The following is a 25529-nucleotide window of genomic DNA, read 5'->3' on the forward strand; positions in this document are numbered from 1 at the left end:
AGAGACCCATGAACGAGGACAGCACCGACGAGGGCCCGTCCGCGCCGGGCAGCCAGTGGTACGACGCCGACGCCGGACCGCTGGTACGCCCGTACGCGATGACCGGCGGACGGACCAAGCCGGGGCCCAGCAACGTCAGGTTCGACCTCATCGCCCTCGTCGTCGTCGATGACGACCCGCCCGGGCCGGCCGAGGAGTCCCTCCTCGGCCCCGAGCACCGCTCCCTGCTCGCCCTGTGCCGGGCCGAGACCCAGTCGGTGGCCGAACTCTCCGCCGACGCCGACCTGCCCGTCGGCGTCGTCCGGGTCCTCCTCGGTGACCTCCTCGAATCGGGCTTCGTGCGCGTCAGCCGGCCCGTACCGCCCGCACAGCTCCCCGACGAAAGAATCCTGAGGGAAGTAATCGATGGCCTACGAGCGCTCTGAGAGCAGCGGCGCGGACGACAGCGCGGACGACGGCGTGGACAGCACCGCCCTCGCCCTGAAGATACTGGTCGCCGGTGGATTCGGCGTGGGCAAGACCACCCTCGTCGGCGCGGTCAGCGAGATCAGGCCGCTGCGCACCGAGGAACAGCTCAGCCGTGCCGGTGAGTTCGTCGACGACACCGGGGGAGTCGACCAGAAGACCACCACGACCGTCGCCATGGACTTCGGCCGCATCACGATCCGCTCCGGGCTCTCCCTGTATCTCTTCGGGACGCCCGGCCAGGACCGGTTCTGGTTCCTGTGGGACGAACTGTCACAGGGGGCGCTGGGAGCCGTCGTCCTCGCCGACACGCGGCGCCTCGAGGACTGCTTCCCTGCGGTCGACTACTTCGAGCACCGGAAGATCCCCTTCGTGGTCGCCGTCAACTGCTTCACGGGCGCGCGCGCGTACGGCGCGGCCGAGGTCTCCCGCGCGCTCGACCTGGACCGCGGCACGCCCGTCGTCCTCTGCGACGCGCGCGACCGCGACTCGGGGAAGGAGGTACTGATCCGTCTGGTCGAGTACGCGGGGCGCATGCACACCGCCCGTCTCCTGGACACCGTCGGCTGACCGGCTGACCGGCTGACCGGCTGACCGGTCGTCCGCACCGGTCCTGGTGCGGCACGCGCGGGCGCGGCGCAGTGCTTGCCCTGTTCACGACAGTGCGTAAGGCTTGCTGCGATACGGCGGACCACTCGGCACCGGCACCACGGCCATCCGGACCACGGCCATCCGGCGCCGAAGGGACGCACCAACCAGGGGGAGGACCACTGATGGCATTGGACAAGGGACTTGACTGGCTTCTCGACGACCTGACCCAGCGGGTCGGATTCATACGGCACGCGCTGGTGCTGTCGAACGACGGGCTGGTGACCGGCGCGAGCAGCGGCCTCGCGCGTGAGGACGCCGAGCACCTGGCCGCCGTCTCGTCGGGCCTGCACAGCCTCGCCCGAGGCTCGGGCCGGCACTTCCGGGCGGGCAGGGCGCGACAGACGATGGTGGAGTTCGACGAGGCGTTGCTCTTCGTGACGGCGGCTGGCGAAGGAAGCTGCCTGTGCGTCCTGAGCGCGGCGGAGGCGGACGTCGGCCAGGTGGCGTACGAGATGACGCTGCTCGTCAACCGCGTGGGCGAGCACCTGGGAGTGGCGGCGCGCCAGCCGGGACATTCGGGGGGCGGCCTGCTCTGAGCCCTGCGGTCGTCGTCTCCGGCGAAGGCCATGGGCCATGCGTTGCGAGGTGCGCCGCAGGCGTCATCCACAGAGAGTTGTCCACAGGTCGTGCGAGTATCGTCACTCTGCGTTACGTTTCTGGTCGTGGGTCGGAAGGACCCGCGACACGAGAGACACGAACGTACGGGGGAGGGCCACGGGATGACGGTGGACGAAGGAGCGCGCACGGTGACGCCGGCTCGGGCCGCACAGGAACTGGAGCTGGGGCGTGAGGAGTTCCGGCTCGCGGTCCAGCTCGGCCTGGTGAGGACGGTGCCGGTGGGAGAGGGCGACCGACGGCGGGTCGAGCGGCGCGAGCTCGACCGCCTCAGGGCGGGGCCGGACTTCCCCGACGGCCTGCGCGATCGGGTGCGCGCGGTCGGCACCAAGGAGGCTGCCGCACTCCTGGAGATCACGCCGGACCGGTTCACCAAACTGGCCCGGACGGGCCACCTCAGTCCGGTGCGGTTCTCCGTGAACCGCTACCGGGCGGTGGTGTGGATGTATCTCGCCGAGGAGGTCGCCGAGTTCGGCCTCACCTGCCCTTTCCTGCTCACCGGACGGCTGCCCCTCGACGTACGGGAGCGCGTCGCCGCGCACGAGGACCGCCGGCCGAGGAACTGGCGGGCCCGGCGGCTGAGCCTGTTGCTCCGAGCCGCGGCCGACCCTTGGGCGCGGGCGGCGGCCATCGCCTCGCTCCTGGATCCCGTCCAGGTGGCCGAGGTGGTCGACGACCCTTACGAGCGTTCCCACCTCGACCGCTTGCGTCCGCCGCGACCTCCGGGGATGCCGGCGCGGCCGGCGGCGCGTGAGATCGCCGAGCGGCTCACGCGGGCCGACGACCCGGACGAGATCCTCTGGCACCGGATGAGCCTGGCCCTGGCCGTGGACGAGGCACGCGCCGAGGAGTCGGCTCCGTATCCCGGCGAGGCCGGTGCGGTCTCACCGGGCGTCCCGGCCGAAGGGTGCGCCGGCTCCGGGATCCCCGTGGAGCCGCGATCGCCCGTACCGGCCATGGTGCCCGTACCGGCCATGGTGCCCGTGCCGGCCGTACCGGCACCCGCCGGGCGACCGGTGGTGTCGGACCGTCCGGCGGGCCGTCCGGCTCGCACCCGGCTGCTCGACCGGTTCCGCCGACGGCGGGCGGAGGCCACCGGGCGTGCCAAGGGACGGAGGCGCCCGGTGTCCTGGCCCTGACGCCGACGCCCAGGGCCCGTCGCGGGCCCGGTCGGGGCGAAGGGCCGTCGCGGCGGAAGGAGGAGCGTCGGGGTGCGGGGGCGGCGGGGTGTGGGGAGGATGAGTTCATGCTGCTCGCCCGTGTCGCGGAGGTGTCCCGGCAGGTCTCCGCCGCCTCCGCGCGCTCGCGCAAGATCGGCCTCCTGGCCGAGCTGTTCGCGGAGGCCGCGCCGGAGGAGAGCCCCCTCGTCATCGCCTACCTGTCGGGGAGACTCCCACAGGGACGGATCGGCGTCGGGTGGAGCGTCCTGAAGGGCGTGGTTCCGCCCGCCGTGCCACCCGTGGAACGGCCGCAACTCACGCTCCGGCAGGTCGACGAGCTGATGACGGAGTTGGCGGCGGTGTCCGGAGCCGGCTCCCGTGCGGAACGGACCCGCCTCGTCCGCGCCCTGTTCGCGGCCGCCACCCCCGACGAACAGCATCTCCTGCTGCGGCTGCTCACCGGGGAGGTACGGCAGGGAGCCCTGGACGCCATCGCCCTGGAGGGCGTGGCCCAGGCCGCCACCGTGCCCGCCGCCGAGCTGCGGCGTGCCGTGATGCTCGAAGGCGCGCTGCCCCCGGTCGCCCAGGCGGTGCTCGCCGAGGGCGCCACCGCCCTGGACCGGTTCACCCTGCGGGTCGGCACGCCCGTGCAGCCCATGCTGGCGCACACCGCCGCCTCCGTGGTCGAGGCGATCGGCGCTCTCGGGCCCTGCGTCGTCGAGGAGAAGCTCGACGGCATCCGGGTGCAGGTCCATCGGCGCGGCGAGGACGTCCGTGTCCACACCCGTTCCCTGGACGACATCACCGACCGTCTTCCCGAAGTCGTCGCGACCGCCCTCGCCGTGTCCGCCGACGCGTTCATCCTGGACGGCGAGGTGATCGCCCTCGACCCCGGGACCGGGCGTCCCGTGTCCTTCCAGACCATCGCGGCCCGGGTCGGCTCCCGCACCGACGTGGCCGGGGCGCGGGCCATCCTGCCCCTCACGCCCGTCTTCTTCGACGTCCTCGCGGTCGACGGAGTGGGCATGATCGACCGGCCCGGCCGCGAACGGCACGAGGTCCTCTCCCGGCTGCTGCCGGAGTCCCAGCGGGTCCGCCGGGTCGTCGTCACCGACCCGGAGGACCCGGCGCAGACCGGGGAGGCCGAGCGGTTCTTCACGGACACACTGGTCCGTGGACACGAGGGCGTTCTGGTGAAGGCGCTGGACGCGCCCTACGTGGCGGGCCGCAGGGGACGTACCTGGCTCAAGGTGAAGCCCGTCCACACCGTCGACCTCGTCGTCCTCGCCGTCGAACGGGGCCACGGGCGCAGGACCGGACTCCTCTCCAACCTGCACCTCGGGGCCCGCACGGCGGACGGGGGGTTCGTCATGCTCGGCAAGACCTTCAAGGGGCTGACCGACGAGATGCTGCGCTGGCAGACCGAGCGGCTGGCGGAACTCGCCGTGGAGGACGACGGCTTCACCGTACGGGTGCGGCCCGAGCTGGTCGTCGAGATCGCCTACGACGGCCTCCAGACCTCGACGCGCTACCCGGCCGGTGTCACCCTCCGCTTCGCCCGTGTCGTGCGCCACCGACCCGACAAGCCGGCCTCGGAGGCCGACACGGTGGAGGAGATCATCGGCCGTCGGTGAGGGCGGGAGGGGCGGGTCTCGCGCGACGACGTCCGGCGAGGGATGCTGGAGAGGTGGCACGGCGGCGCCGGCGCGGAGAGCGCGGGCGCCTCGCCGACAGGCGCCACGAGCGACGGGCGGGCCGCGAGGAGATGAGCGACGTGTACGACTTGCACATCGACACCGACGTCACCGTGCAGCTGAGCGACTGCTGCCGGGAGGACGCCCAGGCCGTCTTCGACGTCCTCGACGGCGTCTACCAGGTGGAGGACCAGGCCCCGACCCCGCAGACGGCCACCGGGCCTTCTCCCACCGTCTGGACGGCCACGTTCGACACGGCGGGCGGACGGCACCAGGAGGTGCGTCCACCCAGCCTGACGTCCCCGGTCGGCGTCACGCTCACCGGCGGCTACCACGCCGTCGACGAGGTCGAGAAGGTGCTCGCCGCCGGCTTCGACATCCAGTCCCTGCAGGCCGTCTCCGGTGACCAGGAGACGGAGGCCAGGCTGCTGCTCGCCCCCCGCTGAGCGGCGGGCGGCGGACTCCCCGGACGGAGCGGACGGGCGCCGTCCGGGGTCGACGTGTGCCTCCACGCGAGGGAGGACCCTGCCGACACCCCCGGTATACACCGTGTGTAGAGTGCTCGATCGGCCGTGAATGCCGCCCTGACCAGGCGGAATCCGGCCGGACCGAAGACACCACCGGGGAAGGCAGGTTCCACCATGTTCCGATCCAGGTCGGGCCGACGCGGGGGGACGGCCGCCGTCCTGCTCGCCGCCGCATCGCTGATGCTGACGCTCGGCGGCTGCGGAGTCGACACCGTGACACCGCAGGACGCACGGGAAGAGGGCGGAACGGACGGCAAGGCGGGCACCACGGCCCGCCGCGTCGACTGCGCCGAGGTCAAGTGCATCGCGCTGACCTTCGACGCGGGACCGGGCAAGGACACTCCCCGGCTCCTCGACATCCTGAAGGAGAAGCAGGTCCCCGCGACCTTCTTCCTGCTGGGCAAGAAGCACGTCGACCGCTACCCGCAGGTGGTCGCGCGCATAGCCGCCGAGGGGCACGAGGTCGCCAACCACACCTGGACGCACCAGATCCTGACCGATCTCGACGAGGCGGAGGTCCGTGACGAGCTGTCCCGGACCCAGGAGGCCATCGAGAAGATCACCGGGCGGAAGCCCACCCTCATGCGCCCGCCGCAGGGACGCACCGACGACATGGTGTCCGACGTCAGCCGGGAGCTGGGGCTCGCCCAGATCCTGTGGAGCATCACCGCCAAGGACTACTCCACCACCGACTCGGCCCTCATACGTCAGCGGGTGCTCGAGCAGGCGCACGGCGACGGGATCATCCTGCTCCACGACATCTACGACGGAACCGTCCCCGCCGTCCCGTCGATCATCGACGAGCTGAAGCGGCGGGGCTTCACCTTCGTGACGGTGCCGGAGCTCCTCGCCCCCGGCCAGGCCGAACCCGGCTCCGTCTATCGCCCCGAGAAGGACTGACCGACCTGCCGAAATCGGGTGATGTGTCTCACATCGCCTATGTGGGACGCTCGGAACATTCGGGAAAGGTTTATCGTTCATACGTATGTGACTGCGAAGGGGCCCGGTCCCCTGGTCCCCCGCCAGAGGTGACCGCCCTTCGCGTCACGGCGATCGGCCCCGGTTGGAATCCCCCGTCCAACCGGGGCTTTGTCGTTCCCGGTCCCGATTCCCGGTCCCGATTCCCCTTCCCTGGGGCTCTCCCGGCCCGCTTCGCGCGGCACGTCGGCAGCGCATGAGGGGCGCGTGCCCCGGCGCGTTCGACCCGTTCGAGTGACCTCCGGCATGGCGGCGCTCCCCTCGGGCAGTGATCATTCCGAGCCGCCGAGTCGACCACTCGCCGAAGCTCCGACCAGGAACGATCCAAGGGGGACCGCCATGCTGTGCAGCGCCGCGCACATCCGTCACACCGTCCTGGCGGCCGCCGCCGCACTGCTGCTCTCGGGCTGCACCGCCGTCGGGCCGGGAGAGCCCGGAACTCCCGGAGTCCCCTCCGGTACGGCGGCCCAGGACGCGTTGCTCAAAGGCGCCGAGCACCAGCTCGTCGTCGACTGCCTGAGTGGCCAGGGCCTCTCGCTGGCATCAAGGCCCCGCGCGCCGGACGAGGACCGGACCCTCCGTGCGGCGCTGTTCGGGGCCGGTCCCCGGGAACTCTCCGTCACCCTCGCCACGGGCGCCACCGTCACCGCCCACCAGGACGGCTGCCTCGCCACCGCCCGCCAACGGCTCTACGGCGATCAGCGCCGCTGGTTCCGGGCCCAGGTCATCGTCGACAACCTCCGCGCCGAGGCCCAGGCCCGCGTGCGCGCCGACCCCGCCCACCGCGCGGCACTCGGCCGCTGGACCCGGTGCGTGACCCCGTCCGGCCGCCCCCGCCCCGACCGTCCCGATCCGGCCGTCGCGACCCGCTGTGGCCGGGAGAGCGGGCTCGACGAGGTCCGCGCGCGGCTAGAGGCCGCCGAGCTGGTCGCCGTCCGCACCCTGCGGCGCGACGAGCTCACCGCATACCGACAGCTGCGCGACCGCGCGCTGCGGCGGGCAGCCGAACTGCCCGCGTCCATCCACCCGCAGAAAGGCCCCACACTCTCGTGAAGCGACTTCTCGTCACCGCCGCCGCGGCGCTGTTCGCCGCCACCGCAGGTCTCGCGCTCGCCACCTCCGCCGGGGCCGCCGAATGCCCCAGCGGCGAGTTCTGCGTCTGGCAGGACTCCAACTTCGGCGGCCAGCGTGCCAACTGGAGCGGAGACGACGGCTGGTGGGAGAGCTGGATCTCCGACACCGACTCCTCCTGGGCCAACCACGGCATCTCGGGCCCCGGCATCAAGGACCACGTCAAGGTCTACGAGAGCGCCTGGCAGGGCGGCAGCATGACCATCTGTCTCGCCCCGGGTCAGGAGGTCGGTTACAACGGCGCCGCCAACGACCGCGGTGACTCCCACATCTGGTCGACCGGCTGCTGACCGGCTCCCCCGCCCCGCCCCGCCGCGTCTGTGACGTCAAGGGGCGGGGGAGGCCCGCGGACGTGCGTGCCGGGTCAGCTCTCGGCGCCCAGCCACAGGTCGGGACCGAACACCTCGTAGTGGATGCCGGCGGCGGCGACGCCCCGGCCGATGAGGTCACCGCGGACCGAGCGCAGGAAGGGCAGGGGCCCGCACAGGTAGGCGGTCACGCCGTCCGGCAGGTCGAGCGCGGTGACGTCCGCACGGCCGGGGCGGGCGGACGCGTCGCCCGGCTCCTCGTACCAGAGGTGCAGGGATCCCTGCGGCAGCGTGTCCACAAGACGTCGCAGCTCGGCGGCGTGCGCGTGGGACGCGGGAGAGCGGTCGGCGTGCACGACCACGACCGGCCGGGTGGAGCCGGTCGCCACGAGGTGGTCGAGCATCGCGAGCATCGGGGTGCTGCCGATCCCGGCGGAGGCGAGCAGCAGGGGGCTCTCGCCCTCGGGGAGGACCAGGTCGCCGAAGGGGGCGGAGACCTTCATCGTGTCTCCCGGGCCCGCGTGGGCGTGCAGCCAGGAGGAGACCTCGCCGGCCGGGTCGCCGTCCACCCGCTTCACGGTGATGCGCCACCCGGGGCGGGCGGGAGCGGCGGACAGGCTGTACTGGCGGATCTGCCGGGCGCCGTCGGGCAGGGTGACCTGGACGCTCACGTACTGGCCCGGCCGGAACGGGCCCGTGCGGGTCCCGTCGGCGTGACGCAGCAGGAAGGAGACCGTGTCGGTCGTCTCCTCGTGACGCTCGGCGATCTCCATCGACCGCCAGACCTGCCCCTCGGCGACGCCGGCCTCCTGGTAGAGGCGGGCCTCGACGGCGATCAGCGCGTTGGCCATGAGCCAGTACACCTCGTCCCAGGCCTGTGCGACCTCCGCGGTCACCGCGTCGCCGAGGACCTCGACGATCGCGGCGAAGAGGTGTTCGTGCACGGTCTTGTACTGCGCGGCCGTCACGCCGAGTGAGGCGTGCTTGTGCGCGATCCGGGACAGCATCACGTCCGGACGGGCGTCCGGCCTCTCGAGCAGGGCGGAGGCGAAGGCGGCTATGGAACCCGCGAGCGCCTGCCGCTGCTCGCCGTTGGCCTGGTTGCCCCGGTTGAACAGGTCGCGCAGCAGCTCGGGATGGGCGGCGAAGAGACGCCCGTAGAACCGCTCGGTGATCTCGTCGAGCGCGCCACCGACGGCGGGCAGAGTGGCGCGGACGACCGGGACGGCCTGCTCGGACAGCATGACGACTCACAATCTGGTAGATCATCTACCTGTTTAAGGGGTGTATGCGCCGCTGGGGCGCGTACGGCTCAAGGGGTGGGGCGCGGACTGAGCGTGAGTAGCAGGGGACCGGTCGGGGAGTCCACCAGATCGGCCACGGTCAGGGGGTCGAGTGCGCGGTAGAACGCCTCCTGCGCCTCGCGCAGCGCCCCTCGCAACCGGCAGGCGGTGCGCAGCGGGCACGGCGGATCGCCCTCGCAGGCGACGACCTCCTCCTCGCCCTCCAGGGTGCGGGCCAGCCAGCCCACGGAGGAGCGCCGACCCCGTTCCGTCAGGGCCAGCCCGCCGCCGCGGCCGCGCCGCGCCTCGATCACGCCGAGGTGCTGGAGCCGGGTGACCACCTTCGCCATATGGGCGTGGGGCACGTCCATCGACTCCGCCACCTCGCGGGTGGTGACGGACTCCTCGGGAGCGGTGACCGCCAGGCGCATCACGGCACGGAGCGCCAGGTCGGTGAACTTCGTCAGCCTCACGCCGTGACCGTATCAAAGCGGCATCCGGCATGCGCATTAGGGGGCCCGGTGCCGTCTCCAGTGCCGCCAAAGCCACCCACCGCCCGTGACCAGGCAGCCGGCCACCAGGAGGATCCCCACGAGCGGCCACCGCCCGCCCGCGATCCGGGTGTCCGTGACGATCACCAGGAGCACGGCCGCCACGGGCAGCAGGAGGGAGCCGAGTGCGCGCAGCCCCGCCATCGCCGTGGCGGGGTCGATCCGGACACCGCGCGGGGAGCGCGGGTCGGGGGATCCGACGTAGAAGACGATGGCCCGGTCGAGCAGCTGCGTCGTGGCACGCCGGTACGAGACGGCCATGTAGGGCAGCCAGACCAGCGGTGCCACGAGGCCGACCAGGAGCACCACGACGAGGAGCGCCCACCGGCCGGCGCGGACCAGTCGGCCGGCGCCGTCATCGGCCGTGATCAGTCCCAGGAGGCGTGCCATCCGCGAGGTCAGGTCCCGGAGCACGGCCGGGCGGCCCGGTCTGTTCGGGCCTCGCGGCCCGCTTCCGGGCGCCTCCAGCGCTGCGCGGGCCGCCGTGGTGTCCCCGTACACGCCTTGGAGGACGAGCAGTTCGGCGGCCCGCTCCGGGTCCGTGGTGTCCCGCCCTTCGGCGGCGGCGAGTTCGAGCACGGTGCCTGCCTGGGAGAGGAGTGCGCCGCAGAAGGCGAACGGGACGAGGAAGAGGAACGGGCCGCCGACGAAGGCCCCCTCGGACACCACGGCCCTGCGTCCACGGGTCACGACCAGGGTTCTGAGGGCGGCCGCGTCGGCCTCGGGGTGAGCCGCCCGCAGACGGGCGACGGTGGTTCCTGCGCCCGGGCCCAGATGGCGCAGAGCGAAGGACGCGAGCGACTCCGGAAGTCTGCCGGGCTCCGCGAGGACCTCCCGCCACAGGGAGCCCGCGAGTCCGGCGGCCGGTGCCTCTCGCGCCTTCTTCCGCACGACCGCGTGTGCTTCCTTCTCGTCCGCCTCCGGTGTCTCAGGCCAGGACCTTGGCCTTCGCCTTCTCGAACTCCTCGGGCGTGAGGGCGCCCTTCTCCTTCAGGTCCGCCAGCCGGGCCAGTTCGTCGGCGCCGCCGCCGGCGCCGGCCTGGGATCCGGCGGTCTTGCGGATGTACTCCTGGAAAGCGGCCTCGCTCTCCCTGGCCTGCTTCACATCACGCTCGCCCATGCTCTTGCCCCGGGCGATGACGTAGACCAGCACGCCGAGGTACGGCAGCACGATGCAGAAGATCAGCCAGCCTGCCTTGGCCCACCCGTTGAGGGAGTGGTCCCGGAAGATGTCGGTGACCACCTTGAACAGCAGGAACAGCCACATGATCCAGAGGAAGAACCACAGCATCGTCCAGAAGAGGTTGAGGAGGGGGTAGTCGTCCATTCCTGCACACTCCGTTCCCGCGCAGGCCGGGAGAGGCCGGGCGTTGCAGCGAGTCTCACCCGACCGGCCCGTCCCCGCATGTCGTGAACGCTCCACGTGCGGGCCGTCCGTCGCCGTGCGGCGATGCGGGGCGGGACGGCGCGAGGAGGGCTGGACGGCGCGATGGAGGGCGGGATCGCGCACGGAGCCGACGCTCCGGACGCGCCGTCGCGAGGCGACTCAGGCGGTGCGCAGGGCGGCGAGGGCGCGGTCGGCGTGGGCGCTCATGCGCAGTTCGCTGCGGACGACCTCGCGTATCCGCCGGTCCTGGCCGATCACGAACGTCACCCGCTTCGTCGGCGCGAGGGAGAAACCGCGCTTCACCCCGAACCGGTCGCGCACGGCGCCGTCCGGGTCGGAGAGCAGCGGGTAGCCGAGCGAGTGCCGCTCGGCGAACTCCTGCTGCCGCTCCACCCCGTCCGTGCTGATTCCGACGGGCAGCGCGCCGACGGCGCGGAACTCGGCCGCGAGGTCCCGGAAGTGGCAGGCCTCCGCGGTGCAGCCAGGCGTGAGTGCCGCCGGGTAGAAGAAGAGGACGACCGGTCCCTCCGTGAGCAGGCCGGTCAGGGACCGAGGGGTGCCCGTCTCGTCCGGAAGGCTGAAGTCCTCGACGAGGTCACCGACGTTCATAGAGATCCGTCCCCGATCCGTCCCTGATCCGCGACCGGCGCGTCCGGCGCGGCGGACCGGCGACGTTACCGCACGGTAGGGCACGTCGTCACTCGTCGCCCCGTCACTCCCCGGCGGGTCCCCCAGCCGGGCCGGCCGCGGCACCCTGCTTCGTCCTCGTCCCCGCCCCCGACTCCTCCGTGGCCTGGCTTCGCGCCAGGGCGCGGCGGTCGAGCACGGCGAGGGTCCGCTCGCCCCATCGGAGGTTCTCCTCCTCGAAGAACCGGCCGCGCATCAGCGTGAGATACGGGCCGACCCGTTCGGCCTCGTCGAGATAGCTCGCCTCGTCCCGGCCGGCGAGCATCCACTCCCGCAGCCGGTCGTAGCGGGCCAGCTTCGCCCGGGCCGTCTCCATCCGCTGGGCCACGAAGCCGCGTACGGCCGCCGTGTCCCCCTCGTCGCAGGCCTGCACCTGGACCATCAGCTCGTCACGGACGGCGCTGGGGCGTGGCGGCGACGACGTGTAGGCGGTGAGGTCCCGGAGCCCCGGCTCCGTGAGGCTGAACATCCGCTTGTTGGGGCGCCGTTCCTGCTCCACCACGCGCGCGGTGATGAGGCCGGCCTCCGCGAGCCGGTCCAGCTCGCGGTAGAGCTGCTGCGGGGTGGCGGCCCAGAAGTTGGCGACGGACACGTCGAAGATCTTGGCAAGGTCGTATCCGGATGCCTCGCCCTCCAGGAGAGCTGCGAGGACGGCGTGCTTGAGCGACATCCGGACACGCTAGCAGCACGTTGATTAGTTTCTTCCGCACCTAATCAACCAGCGACCCCCCGGTCGGACGGAGGCCCTAAGCTGGGAGAGAGGGGACGGCAGACCCGAGGGGCAGCGCGATGGACAGTGACACGTTCGTCTACACCACCTACATCCGGACCACCCCCGACGAGCTCTGGAAGGCACTCACCGACCCGGTCTTCACCCGCCGGTACTGGGGCGTGGCCTTCGAGACGGAGTGGACCCCGGGCGCGCCCATGGTCTGGGACGAGGGCGGGCGCAGAACCGCCGATCCCGAGCAGGTGGTCCTCGCCGCCGATCCCGGCCGCCTCCTCTCGTACACCTGGCACACCTTCACTCCGGCCTGGGCGGACGCCGTCCATCTCGACGAGGACGTCTACCGGCGACTCGTCCGGGAGCCCCGGTCTCGCGTGACGTTCGCGATCGAACCCTCCGGCGACACGGTCAAACTCACCGTCACGCACGGCGAGCTCGAAGCCGACGGCATGATGAAGGGGCTGATCGGCGAAGGCTGGCCCGCGCTCATCTCCAGCCTGAAGTCCTTGCTGGAGACGGGCGAGGAGCTTCCCGAACCGCCCCGCTGACCCATTCGAGTGTCTCGCCCGCCACTCCGCCGCAACGCCCACCGCCTTGATCATTTTTTCCTCCTTTCATCCGTTTTGATGCTGCGGTCGGCATCCCCCGCCGGCGTCGTCGTCCGGAAGGGGAGGCTGCCCGACGTGTCGTCACGCAGATCCGCACAAGGCCGGAGGGTGCTGTCCCTGGCCGTCGGAGCCGTTCTCGTCAGTACGGCGGCCCAGTCGGCCGCCGGCTTCGACCGACGTGCCGCCACCGCGGCCCCGGATGCCGGCGCCGTCGTCTCCGTGGACGGCTGCGGAGCCGTCGGCGGCCTGTGCTCCGCACCCCGCCGCACCCTCGTGCTCACCGGCGGAACCGTCCTCACCGGGCACCCGGTCACGCTCGGCTCCGACGCCTCGGGCCCGGTCGAACTCGCGCTGCGGACCCCCGGAGTACTGGCCGACGTCACCGTCACCGACCAGCGCGGCCGCCGCCTCGCCGGCGCGCCCAGCGCCGACGGCACCCGGTGGACCAGCGCGGCGCCGCTCCCGGCGGGAGCCCGCTACACCGCCCGCCTCGTCGTCGAACGGACCGGGACCGAGGGGTCGCGGCACCTCCTCGCCCGCATCGACTTCCGCACCGAAGCGGCCCCGGCCGGCGAACGGCTCACCGTCGCTTTCGGGCAGAAGGGTGGCGGCACCTACGGCGTCGGCCAACCGGTCACCGCGGAGCTCAGCCACGCCGTGCCGGCAGGCGCCCCCGAGGCCCGCCGGGCCGTCGAGCGCGGCCTCGTCGTGCGTACGGAACCGCAGGTCGAGGGTGCCTGGCACTGGGTCGACTCCGACACCCTCCACTACCGGCCGCGCGACTACTGGCCGGCCCGCACCACAGTCCGGGTCCGCAGCGCCTTCGAAGGGGCACGGATCACCGACGCCCTCCACGGTGGCCGCTCCCGGCCGCTCACCTTCACCACCGGGTCCCGGATCGAGGCGGTGACCGACGTCTCCGCCCACCAGATGACGGTGTTCCGTGACGGGCGCGTCCTGCGCACCCTGCCGGTCACCACCGGCAAGGCCGGCTTCCGCACGCGGGGCGGCACCAAGGTCGTCCTGGGCAAGGAGGCGCTCGTCCGCATGCGCGGCGACTCCATCGGCATCGCCCGCGGCAGCCGCGACTACTACGACCTGAAGGTGCGCTGGGCCACCCGGGTGACGTGGAGCGGCGAGTACCTGCACGCCGCCCCCTGGTCGCTCGACGCGCAGGGCAGCGCGGACGTCAGCCACGGCTGCACCGGCATGAGCACGGAGGACGCCGCCTGGCTGTTCCGCACCGTCCGCGAGGGGGACCTCGTCCGGGTGATCAAGGGGTACGGCGAGCGCATGCCCACCTTCGGCAACGGCTTCGGCGACTGGAACCTCAGCTGGCCCGAGTGGCTGCGCGGAAGCGCTCTCTCCGCGCGCACCACCGGCGGACACCTCCCGAGCCCCGCCGCGGCCGCCCTGAGGCCCGTACTCTGAGCGTGCTCCCACACTTCCGCACGCGGCCCGCGCCACCCCGGGCGCGGCGCGCGGCCCGGCGCCGTGCCGCTCGGTGATACTGACGACCTGTCCGCCCCCACACCGACCTTCGGGAGCTTCGATGACGGACATCACCCGGGTCGACGTCGGGGACGCGACCCTCTTCGTGGAGGCACGACGCCTCGGCCCCGACCCGGATCTCGAAGGACTCGACGGGCTCGAAGGACTCGATGGGCTTGAAGGGCTCGGCGGGCGCCTGCCCGACCTCTCCGCGGTGACCGAGGCGCTCGCCTCCTTCGCCGGGCAGATCGGGGACGCCCTCCACCGCGCGGCCCCGGACCGCGCGACCGTCGAGTTCGGCTGCCAGCTCGGCCTGGACGCCGGCAAGCTCACCGCGCTGGTCGTCCAGGGGAGCGCGAACGCGAGCCTGCGCGTCACGCTCGAATGGGAGAACCGGTCCCGCTGAGCGGGACGGACACCGTCACACCCGCCCGCCGCCCGTCGTGTCCGAGGACAGGCGCTGAGCGGCGTAGATCGGCACCACCGAGAGCAGGACGAGCGCCGCGGCCACCACGTTGACGACCGGGGCCTGCTGAGGCCGGGTCATGTTGTTGAAGATCCACACGGGCAGGGTCTGCACACCGGGGCCCGCTGTGAACGTCGTCACCACGATCTCGTCGAAGGACAGCGCGGACGCGAGCAGTCCGCCCGCGAGGAGCGCCGACCGCAGCAGCGGGAAGGTGATGTTGCAGATGGTGCGGAAGGTGTGCGCACCCAGGTCCATCGCCGCCTCCTCGCAGGAGCCGGGCAGCCTCCGGAGCCGGGCAGCCTCCGGAGCCGGGCCACCACGTTGTTGAAGACCACCACGATGCAGAAGGTCGCGTGGCCCACGACCACGGTGAACATGCCGAGGCCCACGCCGAGCGGTTCGAGGACCGTGCCGAAGGCGGAGTTCAGCGCGATGCCGGTGACGATCCCGGGCAGTGCGATCGGCAGCACCACCGCGAAGGAGACCGCCTCACGTCCGAAGAAGGCGTACCGCTGCACCGCGAAGGCGACCCTGACGGGCCGGGTGGTTCGGGCGGCTGGGGCGCGCGTCCGGGGGCGAGCGTGGTCATGGACGGGTCAGCCCTTGATCTCGGTCCAGGCCTGGACCCACTTGGCGTACGGCACGCAGCGCGCGTCCTCGCGGCCGTCGAGGCACTGTTCGATCGGCGTCGTCGAGAAGTGGACCTGCTTCCAGTACGTCTCGTCGGTGGCGTGGAAGACGGCGCAGTGCGGACCCGGCGGAGCCGTCAGGCCGCTCCTGCTCGACCTGGACCCCGAGCACTCCGCGTACTCCGACTACACCCACTGGGACTGGTACACCCTGCCCCGCGAGACCGGCAGCCGCGCCGTCGCCGGGCCATACGTCGACTACCTCTGCTCCGACGAGTACGGCCTCACGCCCTCCGAGCCGGTCACCCTCGACGGCCGCTTCGTGGGGGTGGCCGCCGCCGACGTCTACCTCCGCCACTTCGGGGGCGGCCGTGCTCCCCGCGCTCCAGCGACTGCCCGCACCGTCCCGGCTCGTCAACGCGCGCGGCCGGGTCGCCGCCTCCACCGACCCGGCCCACCTCGTCGGATCCCTCACGAAGGGGACCGATTTCGGCGCCGTCCTCGCGGGACCGCCGGCGGGGCGGCACGCCGACGGGCTGCGCCTGCTGCCCTGCGCGGGCACCCCGCTCGTCCTGGTCACCGCCGGGAGCTGAGAGCGGGGCGGGCCCGTCACGGGCCCCGCCCCGACCCATCCCTCCTACCGGTACTCGACCGTGAGCGTCACCGGCGTGTCCCGGTTCACGAACAGGTACGCCGTCGCGGCGGGCGCCGACGCGAAACCGAGCCTGAACTGCGTCACCCCGCCCCGGTTCAGCGCCGCGAGCGCCTCCGCCGAAAGACCGGTCGACACCGCGCTCCCGGACGAGAACGCGTCGATCCGTGCCGCGCCCGCCACCGAGGCCGCCGCCGACCAGTCACCGGGCTCCACCGCGCATCCCCCGAAACAGCCCGTGCGCAGGTCCGCCAGGAGCCGGTTGCCCGCGGGGGACGCCCAGGGATCGCCGGAGCCGCTCGACCGGGTGACGGTGAGCCAGGCCCGGGTGATCTCCTTGCCGGCCGGGATCCCGGAGGTGTCGAAGGAGACGAGGGACCGGTTCACCTTGCCGTCCGTGCCCCGGCCGAGCGCGAGCCCGGACAGGTCCTCCAGGGTGCCGACGGCCGCCCCGGAGCCGTCCGCCGCCGCCTTCACGTACCCGTCCTGGGCGTCCGTACTGGACAGGACCGTACGACCGGACGTGGGCGGCGGCGTCCCGGTGCCGCCGCCCAGGGCCCGCACCATGCCCATGACCGCCTCGATCTGCTTGCCGCCGTGCCGCGCGTACGCCGTGTCACCGAGGTAGCCCCACCAGTTCCAGCAGCCGTTCGGGTTCTCCAGGGTCGTGGTCGGGGCCGCCTGCGGATACAGCACGATCATGTCGTTCGTGTCGGCGTACTCGTTGAGGTACGCGTTCTCGACGAACCGCGTCCCGAACCCCTGGTACGCGTACCCCTGTTTGCAGCCGTGCAGTGCCACGAGCAGCCGGCAGCGCGCCCCCGCGGCGCAGGACGCCGGCACGTACGCGAAGCCCTCCCCGCCCATCGAGAGCGCCGCCGCCGAACCACCCGGCGCGTACAGGTTCTGGTCGAAGCGGATCAGCGAGCCGCCCGTGCCGGACCCGGGCGCCGTGACCGACCCGAAGAGGTGGCCGAGGAGCGCTTCCTCCGCGTCGATCCCGCAGTCGTTCAGATAGGGACTCTGCGTCACGGTGCAGGAGTTGGGGCCGAGCGGAGTGATCCAGGCGTGCCCCGCCGCGGTCGACCGGTTGTACTGGACCCGGGCGCCGAAGCGGCCGTAGTAGTCGGCGAGCGCGTCCACCACGGGCCGTTTCACCGTCGAGTCGCCCGAGCCGCCGAAGACGTACACCGGGTCACCGGCCAGGTTGGCCACCGGGTCGACCTGCCCCTGCGCCGACCGGTCGCGGGTCGTCTGCTCCAAGGCGGCGAGCTGGAGGCTCTGTGTCGTGTCCATACAGGCGTTGAGCGCCGTGGCGAGCTGCCCGCGGGCGCAGTCGTACGGCCCGGAGGCGAACACGGCGGAGCCCTCGAACGTGCCCGAGTACGCCACGTGCAGCTGGGTGGCCATGTAGCCGCCGGACGACACGCCCGCACTGAACACGGAGTCGATGTCGTACGCCTGGAGCGTGCCCGGCACGGGCGGGGGAGCGGCGGCCCCGGCCGGGACCGCGGTCGGGAACAGGGCCGCGGCGGCGCACAGCAGCAGCGCGGCGAACCGGCGCGGCCCGCTGAGACGGGCGGGACGGGCACGACGGACTGGACTGGCGGGTCGGGGCAGAAGGGATGGACGGGATGCACTGGGTGAACGCATGGGGGCTCCCGGGCGGCTCGTTCCTGACGGAGGGTCGGCCGGGACGCTACGGGTGGTACGGGACCGTCCTCCATGGGCGAGGACGCCACAAACAGGCCCGCCCGGTATGGCGGCCCGTCACCTGGCAGCCGCCGCCGGGTCACGGCGGCGAACTGCGAGGATGGCCCCATGGAGCACCACGAGGAGAAGAACGGCCTGCTGGCCGAGGCCGTCGCGCTGCGCGAACAGGGCCGTAAGGAGGAGGCCCTCGAGCGGCTCGTCGCCCTCGCCGCCCGGCACCCGGACGACGCGGAGGTCGCCTACCAGACGGCCTGGGCGCACGACGTCCTCGGCCTGGAGAAGGAGGCCGTTCCGTACTACGAACGTGCCCTCGCGGGCACCGGTCTCACGTCCGACGACCGGTGCGGGGCGCTCCTCGGGCTCGGCAGCACCTATCGGGTTCTCGGACGCCACGACGAGGCCGTCAGCCTCCTGACCGGCGCCGTCGAGGAGTTCCCGGAGGACGGCTCCCTGCGGGCCTTCCTCGCGATGGCCCTGTACAACACGGGCCGCCACCACGAGTCGGTACGTCTGCTGCTCCGGCTGCTCGCCGCCACCAGCGAGGACGAGTCCGTACGCGCGTACCGCCCGGCCATCGAGCACTACGCGGAGGACCTCGACGCCACCGAGTGACGCGGGGCCCTCAGTCGTTCACCGCCGTCAGGAGCACCACCGCGTCCTCCAGGGCACTCAGCCCGTGCCGCTCCTTGGGGAGCATCCGCAGCGTGCCGGGCGCGAGCTCCTCCGCCCACCCGGCCGCCGTCAGGTTCACCCGGCCCCGCAGCACCTGGAGGCTCGCGGCCGGCGGGGCGTTGTGCTCGTCGAGGGACGTGCCCGACGTCAGGGCGATGACGGTCTGCCGGAGCACCCCGTCGTGCACCACGAGATGGGCGCTGCGGCCGTGCGGCGCCGTACGGGCCGCTGCCAGGTGCTCGTCGGCGAGGGCGGTGAGATCCAGCTGCATGTCTCTCCCTGCGGGTGCGCGGGCGGATACCACCAGCCTCCCGTGTGGCGTCCGGCTCGCAACTCGAAGACAGGTCAGCGGGCGGCCTGGGGCACGAGGGCCCCCGCCAGATGGTCGTACGCCACGTGCGCGTGCAGCCGGACACCCGTGACGAGGGTGTCATCGTCCGCGTAGAAGTGCGGATTGTGGTTCGTCACCAGACCGCGGCCGCCCGGCACGGGCACCGGCCGCCCGGACGCGTCCAGGGTCGCGTCCTGGACGCCGAGCATCACGTACAGGCCGCCGAACCTGCTCACGAACTCGGAGACGTCGTCGTACCCGAGCGTCCCGCCCGTCTCCACCACGCGCTCCTCGCCCACCACCCGGCGGAAGGTGGGGAGCCCCGCCTCGACCCAGGGCCCGCTGTTGTGCACGGGAGGGACGGACTGCAGGTACTCCACCGCGGCGGTCGCCCCGTACGCCGCCGCCGAGTGCTCCGCGAGCTTCGTCAGGTGGTCCTTGACGCGCGCCATGTCGGACTCCACGGCACAGCGGACGGTGCCCCACAGCGTCACCGTCTGCCCCACGATGTTGAAGCGGCCGACGTCCTCGACGTGCCCGATCGAGACCGTGATCGGATCGAAGGCCGAGACCTGCCGGTACAGCTGGCCGATGCCCGTGAGGACCGCGCCCACCGCGGGCATCGGGTCGACGCCCTCCCACGGCGTGGAGCCGTGGGTCTGCTTGCCGGTGACGACGATGCGGACGAGGGTGGAGGCGCCGTACTGGTTGCCGACCCGGTAGCCCACGTAGCCCTTGGGATGGGGTGTCACGTGCAGCCCGAAGGCCATCGTGGGCACGGGGTCGGCGAAGGCGCCGGCCTCGACCATCGCCCGGGCCCCGCCCTCCTCGGTCACCGGAGGGCCCTCCTCTGCCGGCTGGAAGACGAAGAGCACCGTGCCCGGCAGCCGGTCGCGGACGCCCGCGAGCACCGTCGCCGCCCCGAGCAGCGCCGCCGTGTGACAGTCGTGGCCGCAGGCGTGCGAGACGGGGAACGGGCCGCCCGGATAGTCCGAGTCGACCGTCTCGGCCGCGAACTCCGTCCCGCACAGGTCCTTCACCGGCAGCGCGTCCATGTCAGCCCGCAGCGCCACGACCCGCTCGCCCGCCACCGCCCCGCGCAGGACCCCCACGACGCCGTGCCCGGCGATGCCCGTACGGACCTCGTCGAGACCAAGGGCCCGCAGCCGGTCCGCCACCAGGCGCGCCGTGTTCACCTCGCGGTTGGACAGCTCCGGGTGCCGGTGCAGATGCCGGCGCCAGGCCACCACCTGATCCGCCACCCCGGCCGCCCGCCGGTCCAGTTCGTCGTGGATCGCCTCGCCGCCCAACGGATTCCCCTTTGTCCCGGCCGGAGCCGTGCTCACGGAACACGTGCTCCCCCAGGCTCGCATCCGGAGCCGGAATCCGTCACTCGGCGAGGCGCCCCTCAAGCCGGCCGAGCGGCATTACCTAGCCGACGACCCCAGGCCCGCTCCGCTCGATGATCGCCGCCGTGTCCACGCCCGCCGGCAGCGTGCCGAAGGCGAGGCCCCGGTCGCCGTCGAGGCGCGAGGCGCAGAACGCGTCCGCGACGGCGGGGTGCCCGTGCCGTACGAGCAGTGATCCCTGTAGCACCAGCGCCAGCCGCTCGACGAGCCGCCGCGCCCCGTACGCCACCGCGTCCGGGTCCCCGAGCCCCGCGAGGTCCTTGCGGAGGTCCGCGACCGCCGCGTCCAGACGCCGGTCGGCGCCCGCGCCGCGGTCGACCTCCGCGAAGTACGCCTCCACCGCCTGCGGCTGACGTGCCATGGCCCGCAGCACGTCCAGGGCGGCGACGTTCCCCGAGCCCTCCCAGATCGAGGGCAGCGGGGACTCCCGGAAGAGCCTCGGCATGCCCGAGTCCTCGACGTATCCGTTGCCGCCCAGGCACTCCAGGGCCTCGGCCGCGTGCGCGGGCGCCCGCTTGCACACCCAGTACTTGGTGACCGCGAGACCGAGCCGCCGAAGCTGCTCCTCCTCCGCGTCGCCGCGCGTCGCGCGGTCCACCGCACCGGCGAGCCGCAGCGCCGCGACGGTGGCCGCCTCCGCCTCCACGGCCAGGTCGGCGAGCACGTTCCGCATCAGCGGCTGGTCGACGAGCCGCGCCCCGAACGCCTCGCGGTGCGTGGCGTGGTGCACCGCCTGGACGAGCCCGAGCCGCATGCCGGACGCCGAGCTGATGGCACAGTCGAGCCGAGTCATGTTGACCATCCGGATGATGGTGGCGACCCCGCGTCCCTCCTCGCCGACCAGCCGGCCGAGGGCACCGTCGTACTCGATCTCGGAGGAGGCGTTGGACCTGTTGCCCAGCTTGTCCTTGAGCCGCTGGAGGCGGATCGCGTTGCGGCTGCCGTCCGGGAGGACCCGGGGCACCAGGAAGCAGGACAGGCCCCCCGGCGCCTGGGCGAGGGTCAGGAACACGTCCGACATCGGCGCCGAGGTGAACCACTTGTGACCGGTCAGCGCGTACAGGCCGGGCTCGCCCGCCGGGACGGCCCTGGTGGTGTTCGCCCGGACGTCGGAACCGCCCTGCTTCTCGGTCATGGACATCCCGGCGATGATCCCGCGCTTCTCCGTCGGCACCCGCAGACCGAAGTCGTACGAGGAGGAGGCAAGGAGTGGTTCGTACTCCTCCGCCAGCTCCGGCTGGGCGCGCAGCGCCGGGACCGCCGCGTACGTCATGGAGACCGGGCACAGGTGCCCCGCGTCGGCCTGCCCCCAGACGAACACCTTCGCCGCGCGGGCCACGTGCGCGCCGGGCCGCTCGTCGCGCCAGGGCGCGCCGTGGAGCCCGTGCCGGACGGCCACGTCCATCAGCGCGTGCCAGTGCGGGTGGAACTCGACCTCGTCGATCCGGTGCCCGTACCGGTCGTGGGTGTGCAGGACGGGGGAGTGGCGCTCGGCGAGCCGCCCCCACTCCTGGGCCTCCGCGCCGCCGGCCCGTACTCCCAGCGCGCGGACCTCGGTCTCGGCCCAGCCGGCGCCCTCCCGGCGCAGCGACTCCAGCAGGGCGGGGTCGGCGGAGACGTCGTAACCGGTCAGGGGCGGTACCTGGTTGGTGACCTCATGTGTGGTCGGCATCGGGAACTCCCAGTGCTCGCAGGGTGAAGGTGACGAGTGCGGGTACGGTGCCGGGCCCGACGGACCCCTCCGCCAGCGGGCCGACGAGCGCCTCGGCGCCCGCGCCGACGAGCGCCGAGGCCGTCAGGACCGGGTCCTGCGGCGGTAGCTCGCCGGAGCGCACGCCCTCCTCGACGCGTGCGGCGAACACGTCCCGGAAGGCGCGCCTGAAGACGAGCCGCTCGGCGTCCACGGCCGGGTCGACCGGTTCCGCGAGCAGCGCGTAGGCGAGACGCGGCGACTTCAGGGCCCGCTGCGCGAAGGTCTCGACGACGGCGACGACCCGCTCGGCGGCCGAACGGTGCCCGGGGTGGCCGGCCGCCTCGGAGACGGCCGCGACCTCCCGGCCCACCACGGCCCTGAAGAGCTCCACGGAGAGCTCGGCCTTGCTGGGGAAGTGGCGGTACACGCTGCCGGTCGCGATGCCGGCGCGGGCCGCGACGGCCGCCACCGTGCAGCCGGCGTAGCCCTGTTCGGCGAGCAGCTCCCGTGCCGCGTCGACGACGGAGGCGCGCTGGGCATCGAGCCGGGCCTGGACGGCCGGGGTGCGTCGGTAGGGCATGCAAAGGAGTGAAGCAGCGATTCACTCCTTCATCAAGAGGGGTGACGGAGCCCGAACGGCGGACGCCCCCACCTCTCGGGTGGGGGCGTCCGCCGTTCGGGACGGGCGACCGGTGTCAGCCGGTGAAGACCTCGGTCAGGGACCAGACGGCGAGACCCGCCATGCAGACCCCGCCGATGCGCTGCACGGTCTTGAGCGGTACGCGCTTGGCGATGAAGCGGCCCGCGACCAGGGCGAGGGCGGAGACGCTCATCAGGGCGGCGAGGGAGCCGATCGCCGTCGACCAGGTGCCGTTCGTGGCGGCCAGGTTGGCGGTGGTGATCTGGGTGAGGTCACCCCACTCGCTGATGAAGACGGCCATGAAGGCGGTCGAGAAGACGGGCAGGAAGCCGGTGACCGTCCGGCCGCCCGCGTCGGCCTCGTCGTCGTCACCCCCGCCGCGCAGCAGCATGAAGGCGCCGAAGCCGAACAGGAGGGCGGAGACCAGCTTCACGGACCAACCGGGGAGCAGCCCGAGCAGGCTGCCGGCTCCCACGGCGATGGCGACATGGGCGAGGAAGGCGGTCGAGGTGCCGATCCAGACGTAGAGAGGACGCATGCGCGTGCCCATGGCGAGGGACGCGAACATCGTCTTGTCGGGAAGCTCGGCTAGGAAGATCAGCCCGAAGGCGGTGAGGATCGCCAAAGGGTCGAGGTGCATACCGGGGCTCTCTGCTCGGTCCGGGCCCGTGGACTCGGCACGGCGCCTCGGCGGGCGACGGGAGGACCACTCGGCCCGGCATGACGGACCACGCCCACGGAGGCGCGGACGCGGTTGATGCCTGGCCGAAGGTCTCGCCCGTCCGCGTCGCACGCGGACCCGGTCACCGGGAACCCGAGGGCTCCAGTATGTCGACGACCGGTTTGCGGGGCTACTCCCCTTCGCTGCCCCCAGTGTACCTGACCAGGGCGCGAGGGTAGGTAGACACTGTCTACGGCCTCCTGGTAGACAGTGTCTATGCGTGATGAGACCGAAGAATCCCGAGCGGCACACAGCGACCCCGACGGCGCCGCCGACAGCAGCGACGGCGGACTGCGCGGTCGTCTCGTCCGGGCCGGCGTCGAACTCGTGGACGCCGAAGGAGCCCAGGCGCTCTCCCTGCGCGAGATCGCCCGCCGCGCCGGCGTCTCCCACGGAGCACCCCGGCGCCACTTCCCGACCCACCTCGACCTCCTGTCGGCCATCGCCCGCCAGGGCTTCGCCGAACTCGCCGCCCGCGTCGCGGCCGAGGACCCGGAGACCGCCGCGCCGCGCGAACGGATCGCGCTCCTCGCCCGCGTCTACCTCGACTACGCCGGGTCCCGGCGCGGCATGTACGAGCTGATGTTCCGCCACGACCTGTTGGAGAGCGGCCGCCTGGGACTGCGCGAGACGAGCCTGCCCCTCTTCGCCCGCCTCACCGGTCTCGTCGCCCTCGCCCGCCCGGGCGCCGACCCCGTCCTCGTCGCGGGAGCGCTCTGGGCCAACCTCCACGGCATCGCCCAGCTGTGGCACTGGGGCAGCCTCCGGCTCGCCACCGGCGGCGACGATCCCGCCCCGCTGCTCGCCGCCGCCCTCGACGCCCACCTCGGCCCCCTGGAACCGGCCCCGTGACCGCGCGCCGCGCTCCCGTCCTCGCGTGCAGCGTCGTCGGCGCCGCCGTCGTCGCCCTGGACGGCACCGTCCTCACCGTCGCCCAGCCCGCCCTCCAGCGCGATCTGCACGCGGGCATCGACCAGGTCCAGTGGACCAGCACCGGATATCTCGTGGCCGTCGCGAGCCTCCTGGTCTTCGCCGGCCGGATCGGCGACCGCTACGGCCACCGGCGGGTCTTCGCGATCGGCGCCCTCGGCTTCGCCGCCGCCTCCACCGGCATCGCCCTGGCCCCCGGCATCGGCGCGGTGATCGCGCTGCGCGTGCTCCAGGGGGTGTGCGGGGCGCTCCTCCAGCCCGCCACCCTCGGCATGCTCCGCACGGCCTTCCCGCCGGACCGGCTCGGGACCCCGATCGCCGTACGCACCGCCGCCATCGGCCTCGCGGCGGCGGCCGGACCACTGGTCGGCGGCGCGCTGGTCTCCGCGTACGGCTGGCGCGCGGTCTTCCTCCTGGGCGTACCGCCGACCCTCGCGATCGGCCTCCTCGCCATCGTCACTGGGGAACGATCCTCGCAACGAACCGCGCGACCGACGACCGAACCAGCCGCGCGACGAGCCGCGCACTCCGCGGTCGCGCCCCTGCCCTCCGGCTCCGGCCTCGCCGCACTCGACCCCGTCGGCGCCCTGCTTCTCGCCGTCGCGCTCGGCCTGCTCGTCCACGGGCTCGTCGGAGCGGCCCGGCCGGGGGGCGCGGCGGCCGGCGTGCTCGTCTGCGCCGGGGCCGCCGTCGCCGGGCTGGCCCTCGCCCGGCACGAGCGCCGGGCCGCGCGCCCGCTGCTGCCGCCGGAGCTGCTCCGGAGCGTGCCCGTCGTCGCGGGCCTCGCCGTCCTCCTCGCCGCCTCGGCGGCGCTCTTCGGCTCGCTCTTCGTGGCGACGTACTTCCTCCAGGACGTCCAGGGGCTCGACCCGCTGGACTGCGCGCTGCGCGTTCTGCCGCTCGCCGTCCTGATGGTGCTCGGTGCGCCCCTCTGCCCGCCGCTCCAGCGGCGGTTCGGCCCCCGGCGTACGGCGACCGCGGGCGCCGCCCTGCTCACCCTCGGCGTGCTGCTGCTTGCCCGGCTCGACGCGACGGCCGGCGCGGTCTCCGTCGGAGCCGCCGCCGCCCTGCTCGGCGCCGGGTTCGTCGTCCTGATGGTCACGGCGACCTCGGTCGTCGTGCACCGCGCCCCCGAGGCCCACGCCGGAGTCGCCGGCGGCCTCCAGCAGACCGCGATGAACATCGGGCCCGCGCTCGGCGTCGCCGTCGCGACCCTCCTGCTCGCCCTCGTCCCGCGCGGCGGATTCGTTCCTGTCGAGGGCGCCGCCCTCCCCGCGCTCGCCGTGATCGCGGCCCTGGCCCTCCCGGCCGCGCTCGCGCTGCCGGGCTCCGACGCGGACCGAAGGAGGACACGCCGGGGGCCGACGTCGCCACGGTCCGGACGCCGGGCCTGCGTACGATCATGAG

At 73.1% G+C, this 25529-nt stretch carries 27 protein-coding genes and 3 pseudogenes; 16 read left to right on the forward strand and 14 right to left on the reverse strand.

Annotated elements, in window-relative coordinates:
• Positions 1 to 8: 8 nt before the first annotated feature.
• The 9 genes from ACIA8N_RS27540 to ACIA8N_RS27580 all read left to right on the forward strand — a co-directional run bounded on the left by ACIA8N_RS27540 (position 9) and on the right by ACIA8N_RS27580 (position 7511).
• Entirely contained in the window at positions 9 to 425 is a 417-nt protein-coding gene (locus tag ACIA8N_RS27540) for a DUF742 domain-containing protein (protein ID WP_365783925.1), read from the forward strand.
• Positions 406 to 1035, forward strand: a complete 630-nt coding sequence (locus tag ACIA8N_RS27545) for an ATP/GTP-binding protein (RefSeq protein WP_365783923.1) — start codon at positions 406 to 408, stop codon at positions 1033 to 1035. The genes ACIA8N_RS27540 and ACIA8N_RS27545 overlap by 20 nt, the downstream gene beginning before the upstream one ends.
• Before the next feature lie 203 nt (positions 1036 to 1238).
• Positions 1239 to 1652 carry a roadblock/LC7 domain-containing protein gene (locus ACIA8N_RS27550; protein WP_365783921.1) on the forward strand — a complete coding sequence of 138 codons (414 nt, stop codon included), beginning with the start codon at positions 1239 to 1241 and terminating at the stop codon, positions 1650 to 1652.
• 210 nt (positions 1653 to 1862) lie between these two features.
• Positions 1863 to 2870: a DUF6397 family protein gene (locus ACIA8N_RS27555; RefSeq protein ID WP_365783919.1), complete on the forward strand. Its 1008-nt coding sequence runs from the start codon at positions 1863 to 1865 to the stop codon at positions 2868 to 2870.
• Between the two features lie 107 nt (positions 2871 to 2977).
• Positions 2978 to 4525 (forward strand): ATP-dependent DNA ligase, encoded by a 1548-nt coding sequence (locus tag ACIA8N_RS27560; RefSeq protein ID WP_365783917.1) that lies wholly within the window; start codon positions 2978 to 2980, stop codon positions 4523 to 4525.
• Between the two features lie 53 nt (positions 4526 to 4578).
• Positions 4579 to 5031 carry a hypothetical protein gene (locus tag ACIA8N_RS27565; RefSeq protein ID WP_365783915.1) on the forward strand — a complete coding sequence of 151 codons (453 nt, stop codon included), beginning with the start codon at positions 4579 to 4581 and terminating at the stop codon, positions 5029 to 5031.
• 195 nt (positions 5032 to 5226) lie between these two features.
• Positions 5227 to 6012 (forward strand): polysaccharide deacetylase family protein, encoded by a 786-nt coding sequence (locus tag ACIA8N_RS27570; RefSeq protein ID WP_365783913.1) that lies wholly within the window; start codon positions 5227 to 5229, stop codon positions 6010 to 6012.
• 417 nt (positions 6013 to 6429) lie between these two features.
• Positions 6430 to 7143 carry a hypothetical protein gene (locus ACIA8N_RS27575; protein WP_365783911.1) on the forward strand — a complete coding sequence of 238 codons (714 nt, stop codon included), beginning with the start codon at positions 6430 to 6432 and terminating at the stop codon, positions 7141 to 7143.
• Positions 7140 to 7511 (forward strand): peptidase inhibitor family I36 protein, encoded by a 372-nt coding sequence (locus ACIA8N_RS27580; protein WP_365783909.1) that lies wholly within the window; start codon positions 7140 to 7142, stop codon positions 7509 to 7511. Before ACIA8N_RS27575 ends, ACIA8N_RS27580 begins: the two co-directional genes overlap by 4 nt.
• 74 nt (positions 7512 to 7585) lie before the next feature.
• On the opposite strand, the gene ACIA8N_RS27585 is transcribed toward ACIA8N_RS27580, so the two are convergent.
• The 6 genes from ACIA8N_RS27585 to ACIA8N_RS27610 form a co-directional block, all read right to left on the reverse strand.
• Entirely contained in the window at positions 7586 to 8773 is a 1188-nt protein-coding gene (locus ACIA8N_RS27585; RefSeq protein WP_365783907.1) for a globin domain-containing protein, read from the reverse strand.
• A gap of 68 nt (positions 8774 to 8841) precedes the next feature.
• Positions 8842 to 9285 (reverse strand): Rrf2 family transcriptional regulator, encoded by a 444-nt coding sequence (locus tag ACIA8N_RS27590; RefSeq protein ID WP_365783905.1) that lies wholly within the window; start codon positions 9283 to 9285, stop codon positions 8842 to 8844.
• A 36-nt stretch (positions 9286 to 9321) separates the two neighbouring features.
• Positions 9322 to 10254: a hypothetical protein gene (locus ACIA8N_RS27595; protein ID WP_365783902.1), complete on the reverse strand. Its 933-nt coding sequence runs from the start codon at positions 10252 to 10254 to the stop codon at positions 9322 to 9324.
• Positions 10255 to 10291: 37 nt separating this feature from the next.
• Positions 10292 to 10690 (reverse strand): SHOCT domain-containing protein, encoded by a 399-nt coding sequence (locus ACIA8N_RS27600; protein ID WP_365783900.1) that lies wholly within the window; start codon positions 10688 to 10690, stop codon positions 10292 to 10294.
• A gap of 219 nt (positions 10691 to 10909) precedes the next feature.
• Complete coding sequence (locus ACIA8N_RS27605) at positions 10910 to 11359, reverse strand: peroxiredoxin (RefSeq protein ID WP_365783897.1); 450 nt, start codon at positions 11357 to 11359, stop codon at positions 10910 to 10912.
• A 103-nt stretch (positions 11360 to 11462) separates the two neighbouring features.
• Positions 11463 to 12107, reverse strand: a complete 645-nt coding sequence (locus ACIA8N_RS27610; protein WP_365783895.1) for a PadR family transcriptional regulator — start codon at positions 12105 to 12107, stop codon at positions 11463 to 11465.
• 119 nt (positions 12108 to 12226) lie between these two features.
• Between ACIA8N_RS27610 and ACIA8N_RS27615 the strand changes: the two genes are divergently transcribed.
• From ACIA8N_RS27615 to ACIA8N_RS27625, 3 genes are all read left to right on the forward strand, one after another.
• A complete protein-coding gene (locus ACIA8N_RS27615; protein WP_365783893.1) occupies positions 12227 to 12712 on the forward strand; it encodes an SRPBCC family protein in 486 nt (161 codons plus the stop codon).
• Between the two features lie 135 nt (positions 12713 to 12847).
• Positions 12848 to 14203, forward strand: a complete 1356-nt coding sequence (locus ACIA8N_RS27620; RefSeq protein WP_365783891.1) for an Ig-like domain-containing protein — start codon at positions 12848 to 12850, stop codon at positions 14201 to 14203.
• A 121-nt stretch (positions 14204 to 14324) separates the two neighbouring features.
• Positions 14325 to 14669 carry a CU044_2847 family protein gene (locus ACIA8N_RS27625; RefSeq protein WP_365783889.1) on the forward strand — a complete coding sequence of 115 codons (345 nt, stop codon included), beginning with the start codon at positions 14325 to 14327 and terminating at the stop codon, positions 14667 to 14669.
• Positions 14670 to 14684: 15 nt separating this feature from the next.
• Here ACIA8N_RS27625 and ACIA8N_RS27630 read toward each other — a convergent pair.
• Together ACIA8N_RS27630 and ACIA8N_RS27635 are read right to left on the reverse strand one after the other, a co-directional pair.
• Positions 14685 to 15262: pseudogene (locus tag ACIA8N_RS27630) on the reverse strand (ABC transporter permease); the annotation flags it as partial.
• Between the two features lie 66 nt (positions 15263 to 15328).
• Positions 15329 to 15478 (reverse strand): annotated as a pseudogene (locus ACIA8N_RS27635) (spermidine/putrescine ABC transporter substrate-binding protein); the annotation flags it as partial.
• On the opposite strand from ACIA8N_RS27635, the pseudogene ACIA8N_RS27640 reads away from it, so the two are divergent.
• Positions 15477 to 15954: pseudogene (locus tag ACIA8N_RS27640) on the forward strand (cache domain-containing protein); the annotation flags it as partial. The pseudogenes ACIA8N_RS27635 and ACIA8N_RS27640 overlap by 2 nt on opposite strands.
• Positions 15955 to 15998: 44 nt before the next feature.
• Here ACIA8N_RS27640 and ACIA8N_RS27645 read toward each other — a convergent pair.
• Positions 15999 to 17666, reverse strand: coding sequence for a PHB depolymerase family esterase (locus tag ACIA8N_RS27645; RefSeq protein ID WP_365783887.1), 1668 nt, complete (start codon positions 17664 to 17666; stop codon positions 15999 to 16001).
• A 168-nt stretch (positions 17667 to 17834) separates the two neighbouring features.
• Here ACIA8N_RS27645 and ACIA8N_RS27650 point away from each other — a divergent pair, with 168 nt between their 5' ends.
• On the forward strand, positions 17835 to 18338 hold the full coding sequence (locus ACIA8N_RS27650) for a tetratricopeptide repeat protein (RefSeq protein WP_365783885.1): 504 nt from the start codon (positions 17835 to 17837) through the stop codon (positions 18336 to 18338).
• Between the two features lie 10 nt (positions 18339 to 18348).
• Here the strand turns inward: ACIA8N_RS27650 and ACIA8N_RS27655 are convergent, their stop codons facing one another.
• From ACIA8N_RS27655 to ACIA8N_RS27675, 5 genes are all read right to left on the reverse strand, one after another.
• Positions 18349 to 18669 (reverse strand): cupin, encoded by a 321-nt coding sequence (locus tag ACIA8N_RS27655; protein WP_365783883.1) that lies wholly within the window; start codon positions 18667 to 18669, stop codon positions 18349 to 18351.
• Positions 18670 to 18743: 74 nt separating this feature from the next.
• Positions 18744 to 20039, reverse strand: coding sequence for an amidohydrolase (locus tag ACIA8N_RS27660; RefSeq protein ID WP_365783881.1), 1296 nt, complete (start codon positions 20037 to 20039; stop codon positions 18744 to 18746).
• A 121-nt stretch (positions 20040 to 20160) separates the two neighbouring features.
• A complete protein-coding gene (locus ACIA8N_RS27665; RefSeq protein WP_365783879.1) occupies positions 20161 to 21810 on the reverse strand; it encodes an acyl-CoA dehydrogenase family protein in 1650 nt (549 codons plus the stop codon).
• Complete coding sequence (locus ACIA8N_RS27670) at positions 21794 to 22411, reverse strand: TetR/AcrR family transcriptional regulator (protein WP_365783877.1); 618 nt, start codon at positions 22409 to 22411, stop codon at positions 21794 to 21796. Before ACIA8N_RS27670 ends, ACIA8N_RS27665 begins: the two co-directional genes overlap by 17 nt.
• A 115-nt stretch (positions 22412 to 22526) precedes the next feature.
• Complete coding sequence (locus ACIA8N_RS27675; RefSeq protein ID WP_365783875.1) at positions 22527 to 23111, reverse strand: TMEM165/GDT1 family protein; 585 nt, start codon at positions 23109 to 23111, stop codon at positions 22527 to 22529.
• Between the two features lie 297 nt (positions 23112 to 23408).
• Between ACIA8N_RS27675 and ACIA8N_RS27680 the strand changes: the two genes are divergently transcribed.
• The gene (locus ACIA8N_RS27680; protein ID WP_365783873.1) at positions 23409 to 24044 is read left to right on the forward strand and encodes a TetR/AcrR family transcriptional regulator; all 636 of its coding nucleotides are present in this window, start codon (positions 23409 to 23411) and stop codon (positions 24042 to 24044) included.
• A complete protein-coding gene (locus ACIA8N_RS27685; RefSeq protein ID WP_399416807.1) occupies positions 24041 to 25528 on the forward strand; it encodes an MFS transporter in 1488 nt (495 codons plus the stop codon). Before ACIA8N_RS27680 ends, ACIA8N_RS27685 begins: the two co-directional genes overlap by 4 nt.
• Position 25529 lies beyond the last annotated feature (1 nt).

The sequence above is a fragment of the Streptomyces sp. NPDC051822 genome, from assembly GCF_044452745.1.
Lineage (GTDB): Bacteria > Actinomycetota > Actinomycetes > Streptomycetales > Streptomycetaceae > Streptomyces.